The organism is Pseudomonas sp. 22082 (genome assembly GCF_052046055.1).
GTDB classification, from domain to species: domain Bacteria; phylum Pseudomonadota; class Gammaproteobacteria; order Pseudomonadales; family Pseudomonadaceae; genus Aquipseudomonas; species Aquipseudomonas pharyngis.
Window position 1 is genome coordinate 105,564 of sequence record NZ_JBQEQB010000007.1, and the last position, 17,913, is coordinate 123,476.

The following is a 17,913-nucleotide window of genomic DNA, read 5'->3' on the forward strand; positions in this document are numbered from 1 at the left end:
TGCAGTGACAGCAAGGATTGACGATGAGGATCTTGTGGAAAGGATTTCCCGCCCAAACGGCAATCGGCCTCGCCGCAACGCTGGTCCACTGGCAGGTTTTTTTCGTACTGACCAGTGCGGTTCAGCTCGATCAGGCGGCAAGCAACTTCGCTGCGTTTTGCATCGCCGCATCCTTCGCGTTTTACATGAACGCGCTCTACACGTTCGAGACCGGAACGTCGGTGCTGGCGTACCTGATGTTTATCAGCGTGATGGGGGCGTTGAGTTACGGCACAGGTGTGATCGCCGATGCATGGAGTCTGCCCGGACTGGTGACGGTGTCGGTGTTTTCACTGCTGGATCTGTTGCTGGGGTACTGCTTTTTCCGGTTTGTATTGTTTCGTGGGCGTCAGGCATGAAAAGCCTTGCGAGTGTTGCCGCCTCCGCCGGGTTCACTTCCTTGAGGATCGACAGACTGGCCCTTCTGGCGGTTGTATCCCTCGCCCTGTTCGTCCGGTTCTACGCCATTGATGTGCCGAGTATCTGGTATGACGAGGCCTACAGTCTGTTACTGGCCCGAGAAACACCGACACGCATCTGGGCATTGACGGCGCTGGATGTGCATCCGCCGCTTTATTACGTCCTGCTGCATTACTGGGTGCTGCTGTGGGGCGAAGGAGCGCTGCCGGCCCGTGCGCTGAGTGCACTGGCGGATGTCGGGACGTTGCTGCTGAGTATCAAGTTGATGAGCCTGATTGCCACACGCCGGGCGGTGTGGATGGCTGCATTGCTGTTGGCTTTATTGCCGGTTTCAGTTCGTTACAGTCAGGAAGTGCGGATGTATACCTTGCTGGGGTTCTGGTTGATGGGCGCTACGGTGGCGTTGGTGTGTTGGGCCAGGAGGCCGGAGCAAACCAGGTTCGCGGCTTGGTATGTGTTGTTGATGACTACAGCGTTTTATACCCACTACTTCGCGGGTTTGTGCATGTTGGTGCATTGGCTGTTTTGGTGGCAAAGCGGAGTGCAGCGCTACGCAACGAGAATGGCGGGAGAGCAATGGTTAGTCGCGAATGTCGCCATCGTTTTTCTATATTTGCCCTGGATACCTCACCTCTTATCGCAGCTTGCGCTCACCGAGGGCTTGGGATGGATCGAGCCTGTGACCTTACAGGGGGCAATGACATTAGTCTGGCAGTTCACCGTAATGGGGGACGGCATCTCCCAACCGAGTCTATGGCACCTGATGCCCCTTGCTCTGGTGGTGTCGTGTGCCGTGACAGCCATTATCAATAACGAGGGTGAGCGACGATACAGTGTTCTGTTGGTGGGCTATTTCTTTATCCCGCTGGTTGCTGTTTACCTGATCTCTTTGTTTCTACCGTTGCTTGTACCCCGATATCTGGTTTTTACCGCGCCAGCTCTGCCGATGATTGCGGCGCTCGCTTTGGACATCTGGTGGCCGCGTCGTTTTATGTTGGCGAGTGCGGCATTGCCGCTTTTCGTCTTTGCGCAATTGCATGGGCTGAGTACGGTGTATTGGCAAACAGATGGGTTGAATGGAACCGAGAGACGCAGAGACACCCAGTTTTCTCAGTTGATGGCGCAATTGAATCAAAAAGCTCGCCCGGGAGACGAAATCGTAGTAACCAACGCTTTTTGGTACCCGACATTTGCTTATTTCAACGTCACCGGCATCGCTCCCAGGTTTGAGATCTCATCGATGGATGGCTTCTTGAAACTCACCCGTCGCAACGCCTTGAGCCTGATTCAGGATCCAGTAATGAATACCTATCTCGACGGCGTAACGATTCTGGATTGTCATAGCCAAAGGATCTGGTGGATCACAGACGCCGATTTACATGCTGACAGGCCGCTTTTCGCCAAGGGATGCACGCCCTCTATCACGATCCACGGCGCTCCCATTTCGGCTTATTTGTTTGCCCCGGATTCTGTGCCGGCATCCATGGACGCCGACATGCAATAAGCACTCAGGCAGCCACCCCATCCTGCGGCTCAAAACTATCCGCCCGCGCCATCTGCCACATCCGCGAGTAGAACTCGCCGTTCACTTCCCCGGTGAGCAATTCCCCTGGCTTCAGGAACACGTGCAACTGCGAGAACAGTTTGATTTCGGTCGCTGACATGCGCCGCACCAGATGCTTGGCCGACAGTTGCGAAGGATGATCGAGGCCGGCGGCGGCGAGCATTTCCGCCAGTGCCTTGAGTGTATTGCGGTGGAAGTTGTAGACCCGCTGGGCCTTGTCCGGCACTACCAGCGCGCGCTGGCGCAGGGTGTCCTGGGTGGCGACGCCGGTCGGGCATTTGTTGGTGTGGCAGCTTTGCGACTGGATGCAGCCGATGGCGAACATGAAGCCGCGCGCCGAGTTGGCCCAGTCGGCGCCGATGGCCAGCACGCTGGCGATGTCGAAAGCGCTGACGATCTTGCCGCTGGCGCCGAGTTTGATCTTGTCCCGCAGATTCAGGCCGACCAGCGTGTTGTGCACGAACAGCAGACCTTCGCGCATCGGTACGCCGATGTGGTCGGTGAATTCCACCGGTGCGGCGCCGGTCCCGCCTTCCTTGCCGTCGACCACGATGAAGTCCGGCAGGATGCCGGTTTCCAGCATGGCCTTGGCGATGCCCATGAACTCCCACGGATGACCGAGGCAGAACTTGAAGCCCACCGGTTTGCCGCCGGACAGTTCACGCAGTTGCTGGATGAAATGCATCATTTCGATCGGCGTGGAGAACGCGCTGTGGCGCGACGGCGAAATGCAGTCTTCGCCCATCAGGATGCCGCGGGTGTCGGCGATTTCCTGGGTCACTTTGTGCTTGGGCAGGATCCCGCCGTGGCCGGGTTTGGCGCCCTGGCTCATCTTGATTTCGATCATCCGCACTTGCGGGGTCTGCGCCTGGGCGGCGAAGCGTTCCGGGTCGAAGCGGCCGTCGCTGGTGCGGCAGCCGAAATAGCCGCTGCCCAGTTCCCAGGTCAGGTCACCGCCGTGTTCGCGGTGATAGGGGCTGATGCTGCCTTCGCCGGTGTCGTGGGCGAAGTTGCCGAGTTTCGCACCCTGGTTCAGCGCGCGGATCGCGTTGGCACTGAGGGAGCCGAAACTCATGGCCGAGATGTTGAACACCGACGCCGAGTACGGCTGGGTGCACTGCGGGCCACCGACGGTGACGCGGAAACTGCTCGGGTCGCTCAACGGCGCCGGACGCATCGAGTGGCCGATGAATTCGAAGCCGGACTGATAGACGTCGATCAGGGTGCCGAACGGCTTGTCGGCGGTTTCATTCTTGGCCCGCGAGTACACCAGCGAACGCTGGGCGCGGGAGAAGGGCAGGGCGTCGCTGTCGGATTCGAGCAGGTACTGGCGGATCTCCGGGCGGATGCCTTCGACCAGATAACGGATATTGCCCAGGATCGGATAGTTGCGGCGCACCGCGTGTGGGCTTTGCAGCAGGTCGAACAGACCGATCAGGCTCAATACGCCGGTGACGGCGGTGATCGGCCACAGCCAGTCGTGTTCGAGAAAGGGCAGGCTGGCGAGGGTGAACATCACGCAGACGGCAAAGAAGGCGTAGCGGCTCAGGAGTGACAGGCTCATACGGTTTCCTTGGTTCGGACGGTTTTTTTGCGGCAGTCAGGCGTTCTGCGCCTGCAGAAAGATCGAAAACAGCTCCGACTGGGATTTGATCCCCAGCTTGCTGTACATGTGTTTCTTATGGACTTTCACGGTTTCAACAGAGATTTCCAGCTTACGGGCGATTTCTTTACTGGAGCAACCGCTGAGCATCAGGCGCCCGACGTCCAGTTCCCGGGCGGTCAGCTGCGCGCCCTTGAGCTGCTGCACCGACGCCTCGAGCTGCACCCGCCAGTCCGGTTGCGCAGGCGCCGGAGCCAATGCCACGGTTTCGTTGATTTCATAGGGCAGGCGCTGGCGCAACAGGCCGAGCACCCACGGCTGGATCAATGACAACAGGGCAATCTGCTCGCCGGTGAAGCGTTGCTGGCTGCCCAGCGACAGGCACAGCGTGCGGTCGCCCTCGAGCTGGCAATTGAACTGGATTTCGTCGGCCACCACATTCAGACGAAAGTATCGCTGGTAATACTCGGTCAGTTCGAAGTGCTCCGGCGCGACCTCCGACAGGCGATACAACCCGGTGCGCGACTGCTCGCGGCAGGCGATGTAGAACGGGTCGAGCAGGTACAGACCGCGCAGGTAATCCTGAAACAGCTGATCGGGACTGCCGTCGGCACCGGGGCATTCGGCGAACACCTGCGGGTGGCGGTCGGCGCTGAACAGCAGCGCCACCCAGCTATCGAACGGCACGTACTGGTCGAGCAGGCGCACCAGTTGCGCCCAGAAATTCGGCTTGTCGAGGGCGTCGATCAACTGTCCGACGGCGCGGTGCCAGGTGATGTCGTCAAACGAAAGAGTCATGCCTCTACCCCTATCGGGTTACCCCGGCCGCGTAATTCCCTGGCCGGTCGAATGCGAAGCATACTGGCCCACAGACAGCCGCCGGGCAATCTTTCGGCACCCGGCGCCCATAACAAGGACTGCCCATGAAAGTCGAACTCGCCCAACTGGCGGGCCGTGACAAAGACACGGCGTACAACCTCGAACGCGCCCTCGCGGCGATTGCGGCCTGCGCCGCCGACACGCAATTGATCGTATTCCCCGAGACCCACCTGATGGGGTTCCCGACCGCCGCCACCGTGGCGCAGATCGCTGAGCCGGTAGACGGCCCGACCGTCAGCGCGGTGCAGGCTGCCGCCCGCGAACGCAACCTCGCCGTGGTGATCGGCATGGCCGAGAACGACAACGGCCGCTTCTACAACACTACGCTGCTGATTACCCCCGAAGGCATCGCCCTGAAATATCGCAAGACCCATCTCTGGGCCTCGGATCGCGGTGTGTTCGAGGCTGGTGACCGTTACGCCACCTGCCTGTGGAACGGTGTGCGGGTCGGTCTGCTGATCTGCTACGACATCGAGTTCCCGGAATCGGCCCGGGCCCTGGCGCAACTGGGCGCGGAGTTGTTGATCGTGACCAACGGCAACATGGACCCGTACGGCCCGACCCACCGCACCGCGATCATGGCCCGGGCCCAGGAAAACCAGGCGTTTGCGCTGATGGTCAACCGTGTGGAAGCCGGGGATGACGGGTTGATGTTTGCCGGCGGCAGTGCGCTGGTGGATCCGCTGGGCACGGTGCTGTTCGAGGCCGGGCGTGAGGAAGGGCGGTTCAGTGTCGAGCTGGATTTCGCTCAGCTGGAGCTGGCGCGCAAGGATTATCGGTATCTGGATGATCAGCGGTTGAGGTTGCCGGGGGAGGTGGTTGAACACGCCTCAGGAGTACGTGAGCTGCTGATCCCTTGACCCGTTGTACCTGATCGTTCCCACGCAGAGCGTGGGAACGATCACGCACCTTTAAGCCTTACCCAAAAAACAACAACGCAACACCCGAAACATTCGCCGAACTCGGCCTCTGCCATAAATCCAATAAAATCCGGAGTAAGTCGCCCATGGCTCGTTTGCAACGCACCCTTTCGCCAGGGTCGGTGGTGCTGTTCGGCATCGCCTACATGACGCCGATCATTGTCCTCGGCACATTCGGCATCCTCGCCCAATCCACTGCAGGCATGGTGCCCGCCGCGTATCTGGCGGCGCTGGTGGCGATGTTCTTCACCGCCATGAGCTACGGGCGCATGGCCGCCGCATTCCCGGTGGCCGGCTCGGCCTACAGCTATGTGCGCAAGGCCATCAGCCCGAAACTCGGCTTCATCGCCGGTTGGGCGGTGCTGCTCGATTATCTGTTTCTGCCGATGGCGATCTGGCTGATCGGCGCCGCGTACCTGGCGTCGGCGTTCCCGTCGATTCCGCAGTGGATCTGGGTGCTGGTATTCATCGGCATCACCAGCGCGATCAACATCATCGGCCTGAAACTGGCCAACGGTATCAACGCCTTGCTGATGCTGGTGCAGTTTCTGGTGCTGATCGCCTTCGTCGCACTGTGCGTGCATTACGTCGGCGACGATGCCAGCACGCCGCTGTGGTCGATCAAACCGTTCTTCAACGGCGACATGCAGATGCCGCTGATCATGAGCGGCGCGGCCATTGCCTGCTACTCGTTCCTCGGCTTCGATGCAGTCAGCACGCTCACCGAAGAAACCCGCGATCCGCGCCGCACCATCCCTCGGGCAATCATGTTGATCACCCTCATCGGCGGGCTGATTTTCGTCGGTGTCTCTTATTTTGTGCAGATCGCCCATCCGTCGTTCCAGTTCGACAGCGTCGACTCGGCGGCCTACGAAATTGCGCGCAACATCGGCGGTGATCTGTTCGTGTCGATCTTCCTGATCGGCCTGATCGTCGGTCAGTTCGCCTCGGGCCTGTCGGCGCAGGCCAGCGGTTCGCGGCTGTTGTTCGCGATGGGCCGTGACGGCGTGTTGCCGAAGTCGTTTTTCGGCACCTTGCACGAGCGCTTCGGTACGCCGGTCAACAGCATCCTGCTGTGCGCCGTTGTCGCGTTGCTGGCGCTGAAACTCGACGTGACCACCTCGACCTCGTTCATCAACTTCGGCGCGTTCCTGGCGTTCAGTCTGGTCAATCTGTCGGTGATTTTTCACTACTGGATCGGCGGGGATAAAAAAGGTCTGCGCGAACTGGTTCTGTTCCTGCTCTTCCCGTTCATCGGTCTGCTGGCGGACTTGTGGCTGATGGTCAGCCTCGATCACCTGGCGGTGTATCTGGGCCTGAGTTGGCTGGCGATTGGTGTGCTGTATCTGGCGGTGCTGACCGGTGGCTTCCGTCGCCAACCACCGGAGATGGACTTTCAGGAAGCGGCCTGATCAGGCATCAGGCCGCGGGCCGGGTTTGGCGCAACGGCAGTTGCACGCGGAACGTCGTACCGAATCCCGGTTTGCTGCTGACGGAAATGTCACCGCCGTGTTTTTTTACAATGCCATACGACAGGGACAGGCCCAGGCCCGTCCCCTGGCCGACCGGTTTGGTGGTGAAGAACGGGTCGAAGATTTTTTGCAGGGTCTCGGGTGCAATGCCCGAGCCGGTGTCGGCCACTTCGATGATCGCTGTTTCACCCTGCACGCCAGTGCGCAGAGTGATGGTACCGCGCTCCGGGCCCATTGCCTGCGCCGCGTTGACCACCAGGTTCATGATGACCTGATTGATTTGCGAGGGCAGGCATTCGATGTCCGGCAGCTCCTGATATTCCTTGATCACATCGGCCTTGTACTTGAGCTCGCTGGCGACAATGTTCAGGGTCGATTCGATGCCCTGTTGCAGATTGGCCCACTGCCATTGCTGATGGCTGTCGACCCGGGAGAAATCCTTCAGGTCCCTGACGATCTGGCCGACCCGAGCGATGCCTTCCTTGGATTCCCTGATCAGCACCGGAATGTCTTCGAGCAGAAAATCCAGTTCGAGGTCCTCGCGCAATTGCTGCAACTGCCCAGCCAGTTCGGCGGGCAGAGTTTGCCCGGCGGTGTGATAGGCGCCGAGCATGGCCAGCAGTTGCTGGAAATAGCCGTCGAGCGTGCCGAGGTTGGAGGAAATGAAACCGATCGGATTGTTGATTTCATGGGCGACGCCAGCGGCCAGTTGCCCCAGCGAAGCGAGCTTCTCCGATTGCACCAACTGGCCTTCCAGCTGTTTGCGTTCGTCGATTTCCCGCTGCAAGGCTTCGCTGGCCTGCTTGAACTGGGCGGTACGCTGATCCACCAGATGTTCCAGGTGATGCATTTGCAGCGACGCGCGCTCGGTCATCTGCCATTTGGTCAGCAGGGTGTTGGCCATCTGCTGGACTTCGATGTTGTCGAAGGGTTTTTTCAGAATCAGCAGCCGGTCATGGGCGTGCAGACGATCCAGCAATTCGTCCCAGGAATAGTCGGAATAGGCGGTACAGACCACCACCTGCAACTGCGGATCCTGCTGCCACAGCGCTTCGATGGTTTGCGCCCCGTCCCAGCCGTCGGGCATGCGCATGTCGACGAACGCCAGGGCGTAGGGACATTGTTCCTGCAAGGCCAGGTTGAGTTTGGCCAGGCCTTCTTCCCCTCCGTAGGCCGAGTCCAGTTCAAAAACCGCTCGCCGGGGTCTGGCGGTTTCGCCGAACAGCGCGGCTTCCATTTCGTCCATCTCTGCCGACTGCGCTGAAGCCGGGGCGAGGATCTTGCGAAAGTCTTCGTGGATCGACGGCATGTCATCGATCAGCAGAATGCGGCGGTTCGACAATTCGCTCATGCGTTCTCCGTTACCGCGATCAGCGGAATCTGCAAGGTGAACAGGGCGCCCTGGCCAGGTCCGTCGCTGTGGGCCGTGAGGTGGCCGTTCATCTCGATGGCCGCCAGGGCGCAACTGTGCAGGCCGAAGCCGTGGCCCTCTTTGCGGGTGGTGAAACCGTGGGCAAAGATCCGCGTCATGTTTTCCGGGGCGATACCTTCGCCATCGTCCTTGACGCTGATTTCCAGATAATTCCCGTCGACGATTTTTACGCCCAGGGTGATGGTGCGCGGGCGGTTGCTGAGGTCGGACATCGCGTATTTGGCGTTGCTGATCAGGTTGATCAGGATCAGCAGCAAACGGTGTTTGTCACCCATCACCTGCGGCACTTCGGCGTAGTCCTTGACCACTGTGACGTGGTGCCGGGTCAGGGCTCCGGCGTTCATGCGCAGGGCGTCTTCGAGCAGTTCGCTGATGTACAGCGGCTCGGTCAGGCTGCTGGCCCCGGCATAGGATTGCTGGGTGGCGACGATGTCCTTGATGTGATCGACACTTTTGTTCATCTGGTTCAGTTCGTCGACCATTTCCTGCTGTTCCTGGGCGATGGCAACGACCAGTTGATTGAGATAACCGGGCAGCAATTTGCCCTTGGGGTCTTCGCTGAGGAACTGGCCGAGGTCGTCGGGGTGTTCGTTGATCAGCTGCATGGCCTTGCCCAGCCCCAGGGTCTTGCTGTTGCGTAACTTGCGCGCGATCAGGTCGGAGGAAATGTTCACGCTGTTGAGCACGTTGCCGACGTTGTGCAGCACGTTGGTCGCGATCTCGGCCATGCCGGCCTGGCGTGCGGCGTCGAGCAGTTCGCTCTGGGCGTTCTTGAGCTCCCGGGTGCGTTCCTCGACCCGTTGCTCCAGCACATCGTTGGCGGTTTGCAGGGCTGCGTTGACCCGGTTGATCTCGGCGAAACTGCGGATCAGACGGATGGCCAGCCACAGCAGCGACAGCATCAGCAGGACCGAGAACAGCAGCAGATAGAAGTGATATTTCCTGTCGATTTTTTCGACCCGCTGCTGATCCCGGTTGAGCATGTTGGTGATGTTGTCCAGGCGCTCGGCCACCGGAACCGCCTCAATCTCCTCGAGCAAGCGGTTGACGATCGGCTGCTCGCGCAGGATCAGGCTGATGTGATTGCTCAGGATCCTGATCGGGGCTTGAAAGTCCTGGGGCAGGCGTTGCGCGTTCACCGCCAGTTTGTTCAGGCCCAGGACGATATCGGCGGCCTTGTCGTCGGAGGTGACCTGAGAGAACTCCAGTGCGCTGAGCAGCAGGTCATAGGTATCGGTGGCGATGTTCTGCACCTGAATCTTGTCGAGATCGGACAGGCCGGCCAGTTGTGCCTGAATGTCATCTTCGGCGGTCGGCAGGAACGCCAGAGAGTTGCGCAGCAAGGCGTTGTGCGACTTGAACTGCTCCACCAACCGGGTCTTTTCCTGCATCGCCTTGAGAAAACTCTCGTGGGCTTCGTCCCATTGTGTCGAGTCGTTGCGCCCGTGACCGGACTCCATGGTGTCGAAGCGTTCCCACAGGCGGTTCATCTCGCTCATCGGCGAGACCAGCGGGTCGTAATTGTGGGAGATCGCCACCCGCGCCTTGAGGATTTCGTTTTCCCACAGCGAGTCCTGCTGCTTGATCTGGCGGATCAGGTCCCGGGACTCGGTGTAGGCCGTCGTCTGCTCGGTGCTGGACTTGAGGTAGAGAAACACCAGGATCGAGGCCAGCAGCACGGCGACGAGCCCGATCAACATCAGGCTGACACGGCGTGAAACCTTCATCATGGCTGGCCCTCCGGATGGCCGGTCAGGGTCTTGAGAAACAGGATGATCAGGGTCTTGTCTTCTTCGCTCGGCATGCGCCCCAACTGATACTGGAACATCACGTCCACGGCCCGTTCGAGGGTGGGCGCCGAGCCGTCATGGAAGTACGGTGCGGTCAGCGCGACATTACGCAGGCTCGGCACCTTGAACACGGCGCGGTCGGCTTCGTCGCCGGTCACGTTGAAACGGCCCTGGTCGGCCACCGTCGGGTTACCGCGATCGGCGATGTAGTCGCCGAACACGCCAAATTTCTGGAACATGTTGCCGCCAATGTTGACGCCCTGATGGCAGGCAATGCAGCCGTACTCCTTGAAACGCTGATAGCCGTATTTTTCTTCGAGGGTCAGGATATCGGTATTGCCCAGCAGGTACTGATCGAAACGGGAGTCGGGGGTCAGCAGCGTGCGCTCATAGGTGGCCAGCGCATTCTGGATATTGGCCCGGCTCACGGCATCGGGGTAGGCGGCACGAAAGCTCTGACCATAGGCTGCGTCGTCAGCGATCCGTTGCACGACGGTGTTCCAGTCGCTGCCCATTTCGTGGGGGCTGGTGATCACGACGTTGCTTTGTTCTTCCAGGGTTTCGACGCGGCCATCCCAGAACTGGCGGAAATTGAGGCTGGCGTTGAATACGGTTGGTGTGTTGACCGCCACCGGTTGCCCATCGAAGCCGTTGGAGAAGGCGCGGGTGTCGGCGCCGCTTTTATCCAGTTGATGGCAGCTGGCGCAGGACAGCGTGTTATTGATCGACAATCGCGGGTCATGGAACAACTGGCGCCCGAGCTCGACCCGCCTGGCATCCAGGTGCGGCTTTGGCGGCAAGGGTTTCAGCGGCTCGTCCAGCGGTGCGGCGATGGCATTTGCGCACAGACCGAGCAGTAGAACCAACGTCCCCGGGCGATTCATGAAACACCCCACGTGCCAGGTTGAGCAGACTCCAGCAAACGGGCGAAGGCCTCTGCCGGCAAGGCCTTGCTGAAATAGAAGCCCTGGCCTTCCTCGCAGTGATGAGCTTTTAGAAATGCCAACTGATGCGCGGTTTCCACACCTTCGGCAATGACGTTGAGGTTCAGGCTCTTGCCCAGGCTGATGATCGCGCCGACCAGGGCGGCATCACCGCTGTCATGGCTCAGGCCGCGAATGAACGATTGATCGATTTTCAGCACATCGATGGGAAAACGGCGCAGATAGCTCAAGCTGGAATAACCGGTGCCGAAGTCATCGATGGCCAGCCGAACCCCCAGCGCCTTCAGCCTGCCCAGCGCGTTCATCGTTGCGTCGACGTTCTGCATCAGCACACCTTCGGTGATCTCCAGTTCCAGCAGACGGGGATCGAGCCCGGTCTGTGCCAGTACCTGCTCGATGCCCTCGACGAAATGGCGCTGACGAAAGTCGATGGCCGAGGTGTTGACCGACATGCGAATCGGCGGCAATCCCGCCTGTTGCCATTCACGGGTATGACGACAGGCCTCGGCCAGCACCCATTTGCTCAGCGGCACGATCAGGCCGCTGTCTTCGGCCACCGGGATGAACTCCGAGGGATAGACCCAGCCATGCCCCGGTTTCTGCCAGCGCACCAGTGCCTCGGCACCGACTACCCGGCCGCTGGCCAGCTCGATTTTCGGCTGGTAATGCAGGACGAATTCCTGGCGTTGCAGGGCCTGGCGAATGCCCGACTCGATGCTTTGCTGTTCCCGGGCGCGCTGGTTCATGGCTTCGATGAAGAAGCCGATTTCGTTCGGTCCGTTTTCCTTGGCGCTGCGCATGGCCGTTTCAGCTTTCTTGATCAGCTCGATGGCCTCGAGCCCGTCATCGGGGTAGAGGCTGATGCCCAGACTGGCCGTGACGCTCACGTCATGCCCGACGATTGTCTGTGGTGTGCGGATAGTGCTCAGTAGTTTCTCGGCGATGCTGCGCGACTGCTGCGGGTGATTGATGTCGCTGAGCATCACCACGAATTCGTCGGAGCCATAACGAAAAACCGAATCCGATTCGCGCACGCAGGCGAGCAATTGCTGGCCGACCCGTTTGAGCATCTCGTCGCCCGCCGGATGGCCCAGGGCATTGTTGATGCGCTTGAAGCGATCCAGCCCGAGAAACATCACCACCAGTTGTTTGTCATGGCGCCGGCAAGCGGCCAGCGACTGAGTCAAACGGTCACCGAGCAAGGTGCTGTTGGGCAGGCCCGTGAGGCTGTCGTACTGCAACAGGTGCGAGACCTTGAGCAATTCATGCACGCGGGCTTCGATGGTCTGCTCGAGACTGAGCATTTTCAGCGCCGCATCCTGGGCCAACTGCCATTTCCAGGTCAGGGCATTGGCCATCTGGCGGATTTCCAGGGTGTCGAACGGTTTTTTCAGGATCAGCAACTGATCGCCGAATTCCAGTCGTTCGGCCATGGCCTCCCAGCTGTAGTCGGAATAGGCGGTGCACAAGGCGATTTGCAGATTCGGATCGACCGCCCACAGTTTTTCGATGGTTTCCAGGCCGTCCCAACCGGGCGGCATGCGCATGTCGGTGAACGCCAGGGCATAAGGCCGGCCTTCTTCCACCGCATGCTGCACCAGTTTCAGCGCTTCCTGCCCCTGATAGGCGGAGTCGAGCTGGAACGTCAGGTGCGATGATTGCCGGGTGCCGAACAGCGTTTGTTCGAGCGTATCCAGGTCTGCTGCACCGCTGGTGTCCGGGGTCAGTATCTTGCGAAAGTCATCATGGATCGCCGGGGTATCGTCGACGATCAATATGCGCCGGTTGGTCTGGGGAAAAGGTGTTTTCATCCCTCATCCTCCCTGGGCAGCGGGGCAGTCGCGTTTCCGTCCTTCAGCAGGCGGGCTGCTTGCTCGGGGCTGACAGCTTCCCTGAAGCAAAGGCCTTGCACGTTTTTCAGCGGGGCCGAAGAGGTGAGGGCGTCATCCCGATCTGCGGGCTGGACGCCTTCGGCGCTGATGTCGATCGCCAGATCCCGGGCGAAATTGACGATCGCTCGCAGGGTATTGGCGCTGCCTTCATCCTGGGCCGCACTGTCGATCAGGGATTGGGCGAGTTTGAGGTGATTGACCCGGTAGGTTTTCAGGTAATCGAACGATGAGTATTCGGTGCCGAAATCGTCGATGGCGATCTTTACCCCAAGCTCGCTGAGGCGCGGCAGCACATCGTTGTGGGTCCATTTGGTCTGGGCCAGGGTCGCTTCGGTGACATCGAAACGCAGATCCCACGGTGCCAGTTCCCAGCGGGCGGTGGTGCGCAGCACGTCATAGATGAGTTCGGGGCCGCTCTTGAGTTGCGCCAGGGAAATCCTGATCGCCATCACCGGAGGCGCCACACCCTCGTTTTGCCACTGGCGCATCTGCCAGCAGGCGTGATCCAGGATCCAGCGACCGAGCGGGATGATTGCACCGGTCTTTTCCGCTGCCGGTACGAAGGCCGACGCCGGCAGCAGACCAAGCCTGGGATGTTGCCATTTGACCTGCGCGGCCATGCCGAGAATCTTGCCGCTGTGCATGTCCACTTCCGGCGTGTAGTCGAGCTTCAGTCCTCCCTGAGTCAGGGCGGTCATCAATTCCTCGGCCAGGGCCATGCGCTCGGCGACTTCGCGAGTGATTTGCTCGGAATGGAACTGGTACTGATTGCGCCCCGTTTCCTTGGCGCGGTACAGCGCCATGTCGGCGCCGGCCAGCAGACTGTCGGCATCCCGACTGTTGGCGCGGTACAGGCAGATGCCGATACTGACGGAAATGCGCAAGGCATTGCCTGCCAGTTGGTAGGGCTCCAGAAGCGCATCGCGGATCTTGGTCGCGATGGCAGCAGACTGGGTCGGGTCGCTGACGTCCAGTTGCAGGATCGCGAACTCGTCTCCGCCCAGACGTGCGACCACGTCATTTTCCCGTACATTGGATTTGATCCGTTGCGCCACTGCCTGCAACAACAGATCGCCGACTGGATGGCCGAGGGTGTCGTTGATCCGCTTGAAGTGATCCAGATCCAGGTAAAACACCGCAAAAGGTGCCGCTCCCCGACGCGCGGCGGCGAAGGCCTGATGCAGACGCTCGATCAGCGTGGCGCGATTGGCAAGTCCGGTGAGTCCGTCCGTGCGGGCCAGCAAGGCCATTTTCTCTTCGGCCAGCCGGCGTTCGGTGATGTCAAGAATGATCCCCTCGACTTCCAGCAGGCGGCCGTCGTGATCGCGCACCGGGATGTAGCGGTTTTCCACCCAGCGCCAGTCGCCCGCGCCGGTACGCAGGCGAAACTCGATGGTGGCGCCTTCGGCATGCCGATCGAGCACCCGGCCCATGGCGGTATCGACACTGACCTGATCGTCCGGGTGAATCAGCGTCTGCGCCCAGTTGGCCGAACCCACCAGATCAGCCGCGACATGGCCGTAGCGGGTGATGTTGTGGGAGATGTACATCAGCGGAAACGACGGTTCACCGCGCAACCGGTAGAGGATGGTCGGGCTGTTCTGCACGATGATGTTGGCGTCGGACAGTTCCCGGGTACGCTCCTGAACCGCCTGCTCCAGCAGGTTCATCTTCATGGCGGCGTCTTCGGTCATTTGCCACTTGACCGTCAGGGCGCTGGCCATCTGCCGGATTTCTATCGCGTCGAAGGGTTTTTTCAGGATCAGCAGGCGATCGGTCAGGGCCAGCCGCTGGTCGATGTCTTCCCACGAGTAATCGGAGTAGGCGGTGCACAGGGCCACCTGCAGCTTGGGATCGACCTGCCACAGCCGCTCGATGGTTTCCAGGCCATCCCAGCCCGGCGGCATGCGCATGTCGATGAAGGCCATGGCGTACGGGCGCCCGGCGGCGAGTGCGGCTTCGACTTTGTCCAGCGCTTCGCGGCCCTGATAGGCCGAGTCCAGTTCGAAACGGTCTTTCGGTGCGACGGGGGCGGAGGACGCATCGCCGAACAGCAGGCTTTCCGTTTCATCCAGGCTGTCGGCTTCAGCCGTGGCCGGTTTGAGGATCTTGGCGAAATCGTCATGGATCGACGCGGTATCGTCGACGATGAGCACGCGGCGGTTGGTGTGTCCGGGTTGCGCACTCATGACGCAATACCCGTGTGTTCACGCACATTCGTCATCGGGAGCATCCCTTTCCCCTCATCAAATGCCTGCGCGCAGGCCGATGGTGTCGTCCAGCGACTTGAGCATAGTTGCAGGGGCGCAACTTCGCCTGGCGTGGTGTAACAGGGGATTTACACGAGCCCTGCGAAAATCATCTAGCCTGTGATTCAAGCGCAGGCAAGCAGGGGAGGTCTGCCGGCGCGTCAGTCATGTCCAACGTTTTTCACGAGGCTTCGCCATGGAAGAGCCGTCCGCCCCGATTTCGCCGCCCCGGCCCAAAGTGCTGCTGGTCGATGACGAGGAACCGATCCTCAACAGCCTGCGCCGTCTGCTGCGCGGCCAGCCTTATGACGTCTTGCTGGCCACCAGCGGTGCCCAGGCGCTGGAAATACTCGAGCAGCAACCGGTGAATCTGGTGATGAGCGACGCGCGCATGCCCAACATGGATGGGGCCACGCTGCTGGCTCTTGTTCATGAGCGGTATCCGGCGACCGCGCGGATCATGCTCACCGGCTACGCCGATCCTTCGGCGATCATCAAGGCCATCAACGAAGGGCAGATCCACCGTTACATCAGCAAACCCTGGAACGACGAGGAAATGCTGCTGACCTTGCGTCAGGCCCTCGAGCATCAGCATCTGGCACGCGAGCGCGAACGTCTGGAAAAACTGACGCGAGTGCAAAACGAACAATTGAAATTGCTCAACAGCACCCTGGAAAAACACGTCGCCGCCCGTACCGCCGAACTGCAGCAGACCGCCGACATGCTCGACCTCGCCTACGAGGAGCTCAAGCGCAGTTTCCTGACAGGCACCGAAATGTTCTCGTTGCTGGCCAACCTGCGCCTGCCGCCGGCGAAGCAGACCAATCGGCAGATCATCGAGCTGGTACGCGGCTACTGCAAGATGCACCGTCTGGACGAAGCCGCCAGCCGCGACCTGACCATGGCCGCCGCGCTCTACAATATCGGCAAGCTGAGCTGGACCGACAGCATGATGACCACGCCGTCGGACTTGCTGCACAGCACCGAGCGGGACCGCTATCGGGCTTATCCGAAACAGAGCGAATCGCTGTTGATGACACTGGACCCGATGAAGGATGCCGCGCGGCTGATCCTGCACCATCAGGAGCACTGGGACGGCAGCGGGTTTCCCGACCGGCTCAAGGGCGAGGCCATTCCCTTGGGCTCGCGGCTGTTGAAACTGGCGGTGGATTTTGTCGAGTTGCAGCGCGGGCTGATTCTCGAGCGGCAGATGAACAGCGATGAAGCCTTGCTGTACCTGCGCCAGTACGCCGGCAAACTCTACGATCCCGAGCTGATCGAGGATTTCATCAAGGTCTGCGCAATGGTCAGCGACATCACCCTGGCCGATCCGGACGTCAAGGTCATGGGCACCCGGGAGTTGGCGGCGGGGATGATCCTCGCGCGCAACCTCAATGCCGACAACGGCATGTTGCTGCTCAACGCCGGCAAAGTGCTGAGCGCTCCGCTGGTTGAAAAACTGATCAGTTTCGAGGCCATGGAGGGCGGCAAATACAAGGTATTCGTGAAGGTGCCGCAAGAGCCTGAGACGACGCTCGCGGCCCAGGGTGGATGACGCTGGCGCGGCCGGCATGGGATCCTTGCGGCTTTTCTCAAGGCCGGTGGCTGACCCATGACTTCTGTATCCGCAGTTTCCCCCCGCATCATCCGTATCGCCGCCGCGCTGCTGATCGGTCCCGACGGCCAGACCCTGCTGGTGCGCAAGCGCAATACCATGGCGTTCATGCAACCGGGCGGCAAGATTGAAGCCGATGAACTGCCGGTGCATGCACTGGCCCGTGAGCTGGAGGAAGAACTGGGACTGGTGATCGATCCGGCGCAGGCTAGCTTTCTCGGCCAGTTCTCGGCACCCGCTGCCAACGAGCCGGGATTCGTCGTGCAGGCCGACATCTTTCAACTGACCATCGACGCCAGGGTGTCTCCGGCCGCCGAGATCGAAGAGGTGATCTGGATCGATCCGGCCACCGACGGCGATGTGGTTCTCGCCCCATTGACACGCGACCTGATCCTGCCGTTTTATCGAGCCTCGCTGACTGCGATCGCCTGATCATTCGTGCAAAGGACTTCGTCATGATCCCGCTTCAAGACCTGTTGATTTTCGCCGCCGCCGCACTGCTGATGGTACTGACGCCGGGGCCGAACATGATCTACCTGATCTCGCGGTCGATCTGCCAGGGACGTCGCGCCGGGGTGACCTCGCTGCTCGGCGTGGTGGCGGGATTCTTCGTGCACCTGTTCGCGGCGGCCGCCGGTTTGACCGCGGTGTTTCTCGCCGTGCCGATGGCCTATGAAGTGTTGAAGTGGGCCGGCGCGCTGTACCTGTTGTGGCTGGCCTGGCAGGCGGTGAAACCCGGCGCCCGCTCGCCGTTCGAGGCGCAACAGTTGCCGGCGGATTCGTCGCGCAAACTGATCACCATGGGCTTTCTCACCAGTGCCTTGAACCCGAAAATCGCGGTGTTCTACCTCTCGGTATTCCCGCAGTTCATCACCCCCGAGCACGGCTCGGTGTTCACCCAGAGCATCATCCTCGGCCTGACCCAGATCAGCGTCAGTTTCAGCGTCAACCTGCTGATCGCGCTGTTCGCGGCGGGGATCGCTTCGTGGTTCGTCAACAACCCGACCTGGCTGGCGGCGCAGCGTTATTTCATGGGATTCGTGCTGGGCGGCCTGGCCGTGCGGCTGATGCTTGAACAGCGCAAGGCCGCCTGA

General features: G+C 60.6%; 14 protein-coding genes. 7 read left to right on the forward strand and 7 right to left on the reverse strand.

The window, feature by feature from the left end; translation table 11 throughout:
- Positions 1-23: 23 nt before the first annotated feature.
- Both ACTJK9_RS10520 and ACTJK9_RS10525 read left to right on the forward strand, forming a co-directional pair.
- Positions 24-398 (forward strand): GtrA family protein, encoded by a 375-nt coding sequence (locus tag ACTJK9_RS10520; protein ID WP_085610895.1) that lies wholly within the window; start codon positions 24-26, stop codon positions 396-398.
- Positions 395-1,963: a glycosyltransferase family 39 protein gene (locus ACTJK9_RS10525; RefSeq protein ID WP_143492871.1), complete on the forward strand. Its 1,569-nt coding sequence runs from the start codon at positions 395-397 to the stop codon at positions 1,961-1,963. Before ACTJK9_RS10520 ends, ACTJK9_RS10525 begins: the two co-directional genes overlap by 4 nt.
- A 4-nt stretch (positions 1,964-1,967) precedes the next feature.
- Here ACTJK9_RS10525 and ACTJK9_RS10530 read toward each other — a convergent pair whose 3' ends face one another.
- Both ACTJK9_RS10530 and ACTJK9_RS10535 read right to left on the reverse strand, forming a co-directional pair.
- Positions 1,968-3,587, reverse strand: a complete 1,620-nt coding sequence (locus tag ACTJK9_RS10530; protein ID WP_085647233.1) for an FMN-binding glutamate synthase family protein — start codon at positions 3,585-3,587, stop codon at positions 1,968-1,970.
- 36 nt (positions 3,588-3,623) lie between these two features.
- The gene (locus ACTJK9_RS10535; RefSeq protein WP_011335770.1) at positions 3,624-4,424 is read right to left on the reverse strand and encodes a helix-turn-helix transcriptional regulator; all 801 of its coding nucleotides are present in this window, start codon (positions 4,422-4,424) and stop codon (positions 3,624-3,626) included.
- A 125-nt stretch (positions 4,425-4,549) separates the two neighbouring features.
- Between ACTJK9_RS10535 and ACTJK9_RS10540 the strand changes: the two genes are divergently transcribed.
- The gene (locus ACTJK9_RS10540) at positions 4,550-5,365 is read left to right on the forward strand and encodes a carbon-nitrogen hydrolase family protein (protein WP_221398038.1); all 816 of its coding nucleotides are present in this window, start codon (positions 4,550-4,552) and stop codon (positions 5,363-5,365) included.
- Positions 5,366-5,511: 146 nt separating this feature from the next.
- Entirely contained in the window at positions 5,512-6,837 is a 1,326-nt protein-coding gene (locus ACTJK9_RS10545; protein ID WP_440813693.1) for an APC family permease, read from the forward strand.
- A 7-nt stretch (positions 6,838-6,844) separates the two neighbouring features.
- Here the strand turns inward: ACTJK9_RS10545 and ACTJK9_RS10550 are convergent, their stop codons facing one another.
- The 5 genes from ACTJK9_RS10550 to ACTJK9_RS10570 are packed head-to-tail and all read right to left on the reverse strand — an operon-like array spanning position 6,845 to position 15,144.
- Positions 6,845-8,248 (reverse strand): ATP-binding protein, encoded by a 1,404-nt coding sequence (locus ACTJK9_RS10550; RefSeq protein ID WP_440813696.1) that lies wholly within the window; start codon positions 8,246-8,248, stop codon positions 6,845-6,847.
- A complete protein-coding gene (locus tag ACTJK9_RS10555; RefSeq protein ID WP_039765801.1) occupies positions 8,245-10,059 on the reverse strand; it encodes a DAHL domain-containing protein in 1,815 nt (604 codons plus the stop codon). Before ACTJK9_RS10555 ends, ACTJK9_RS10550 begins: the two co-directional genes overlap by 4 nt.
- Positions 10,056-11,003: a cytochrome-c peroxidase gene (locus ACTJK9_RS10560; protein WP_440813699.1), complete on the reverse strand. Its 948-nt coding sequence runs from the start codon at positions 11,001-11,003 to the stop codon at positions 10,056-10,058. Before ACTJK9_RS10560 ends, ACTJK9_RS10555 begins: the two co-directional genes overlap by 4 nt.
- A complete protein-coding gene (locus tag ACTJK9_RS10565) occupies positions 11,000-12,874 on the reverse strand; it encodes a putative bifunctional diguanylate cyclase/phosphodiesterase (RefSeq protein ID WP_440813702.1) in 1,875 nt (624 codons plus the stop codon). Before ACTJK9_RS10565 ends, ACTJK9_RS10560 begins: the two co-directional genes overlap by 4 nt.
- Positions 12,871-15,144 (reverse strand): GGDEF/EAL domain-containing response regulator, encoded by a 2,274-nt coding sequence (locus tag ACTJK9_RS10570; protein ID WP_440813705.1) that lies wholly within the window; start codon positions 15,142-15,144, stop codon positions 12,871-12,873. Before ACTJK9_RS10570 ends, ACTJK9_RS10565 begins: the two co-directional genes overlap by 4 nt.
- Positions 15,145-15,400: 256 nt before the next feature.
- Here ACTJK9_RS10570 and ACTJK9_RS10575 point away from each other — a divergent pair, with 256 nt between their 5' ends.
- From ACTJK9_RS10575 to ACTJK9_RS10585, 3 genes are read left to right on the forward strand one after another with little or no spacing between them, the layout of a single operon-like run.
- A complete protein-coding gene (locus ACTJK9_RS10575) occupies positions 15,401-16,759 on the forward strand; it encodes an HD domain-containing phosphohydrolase (protein ID WP_064599172.1) in 1,359 nt (452 codons plus the stop codon).
- A 57-nt stretch (positions 16,760-16,816) separates the two neighbouring features.
- Positions 16,817-17,251, forward strand: a complete 435-nt coding sequence (locus ACTJK9_RS10580) for an NUDIX hydrolase (RefSeq protein ID WP_440813708.1) — start codon at positions 16,817-16,819, stop codon at positions 17,249-17,251.
- Positions 17,252-17,274: 23 nt separating this feature from the next.
- Positions 17,275-17,913 (forward strand): LysE family translocator, encoded by a 639-nt coding sequence (locus ACTJK9_RS10585; protein ID WP_440813711.1) that lies wholly within the window; start codon positions 17,275-17,277, stop codon positions 17,911-17,913.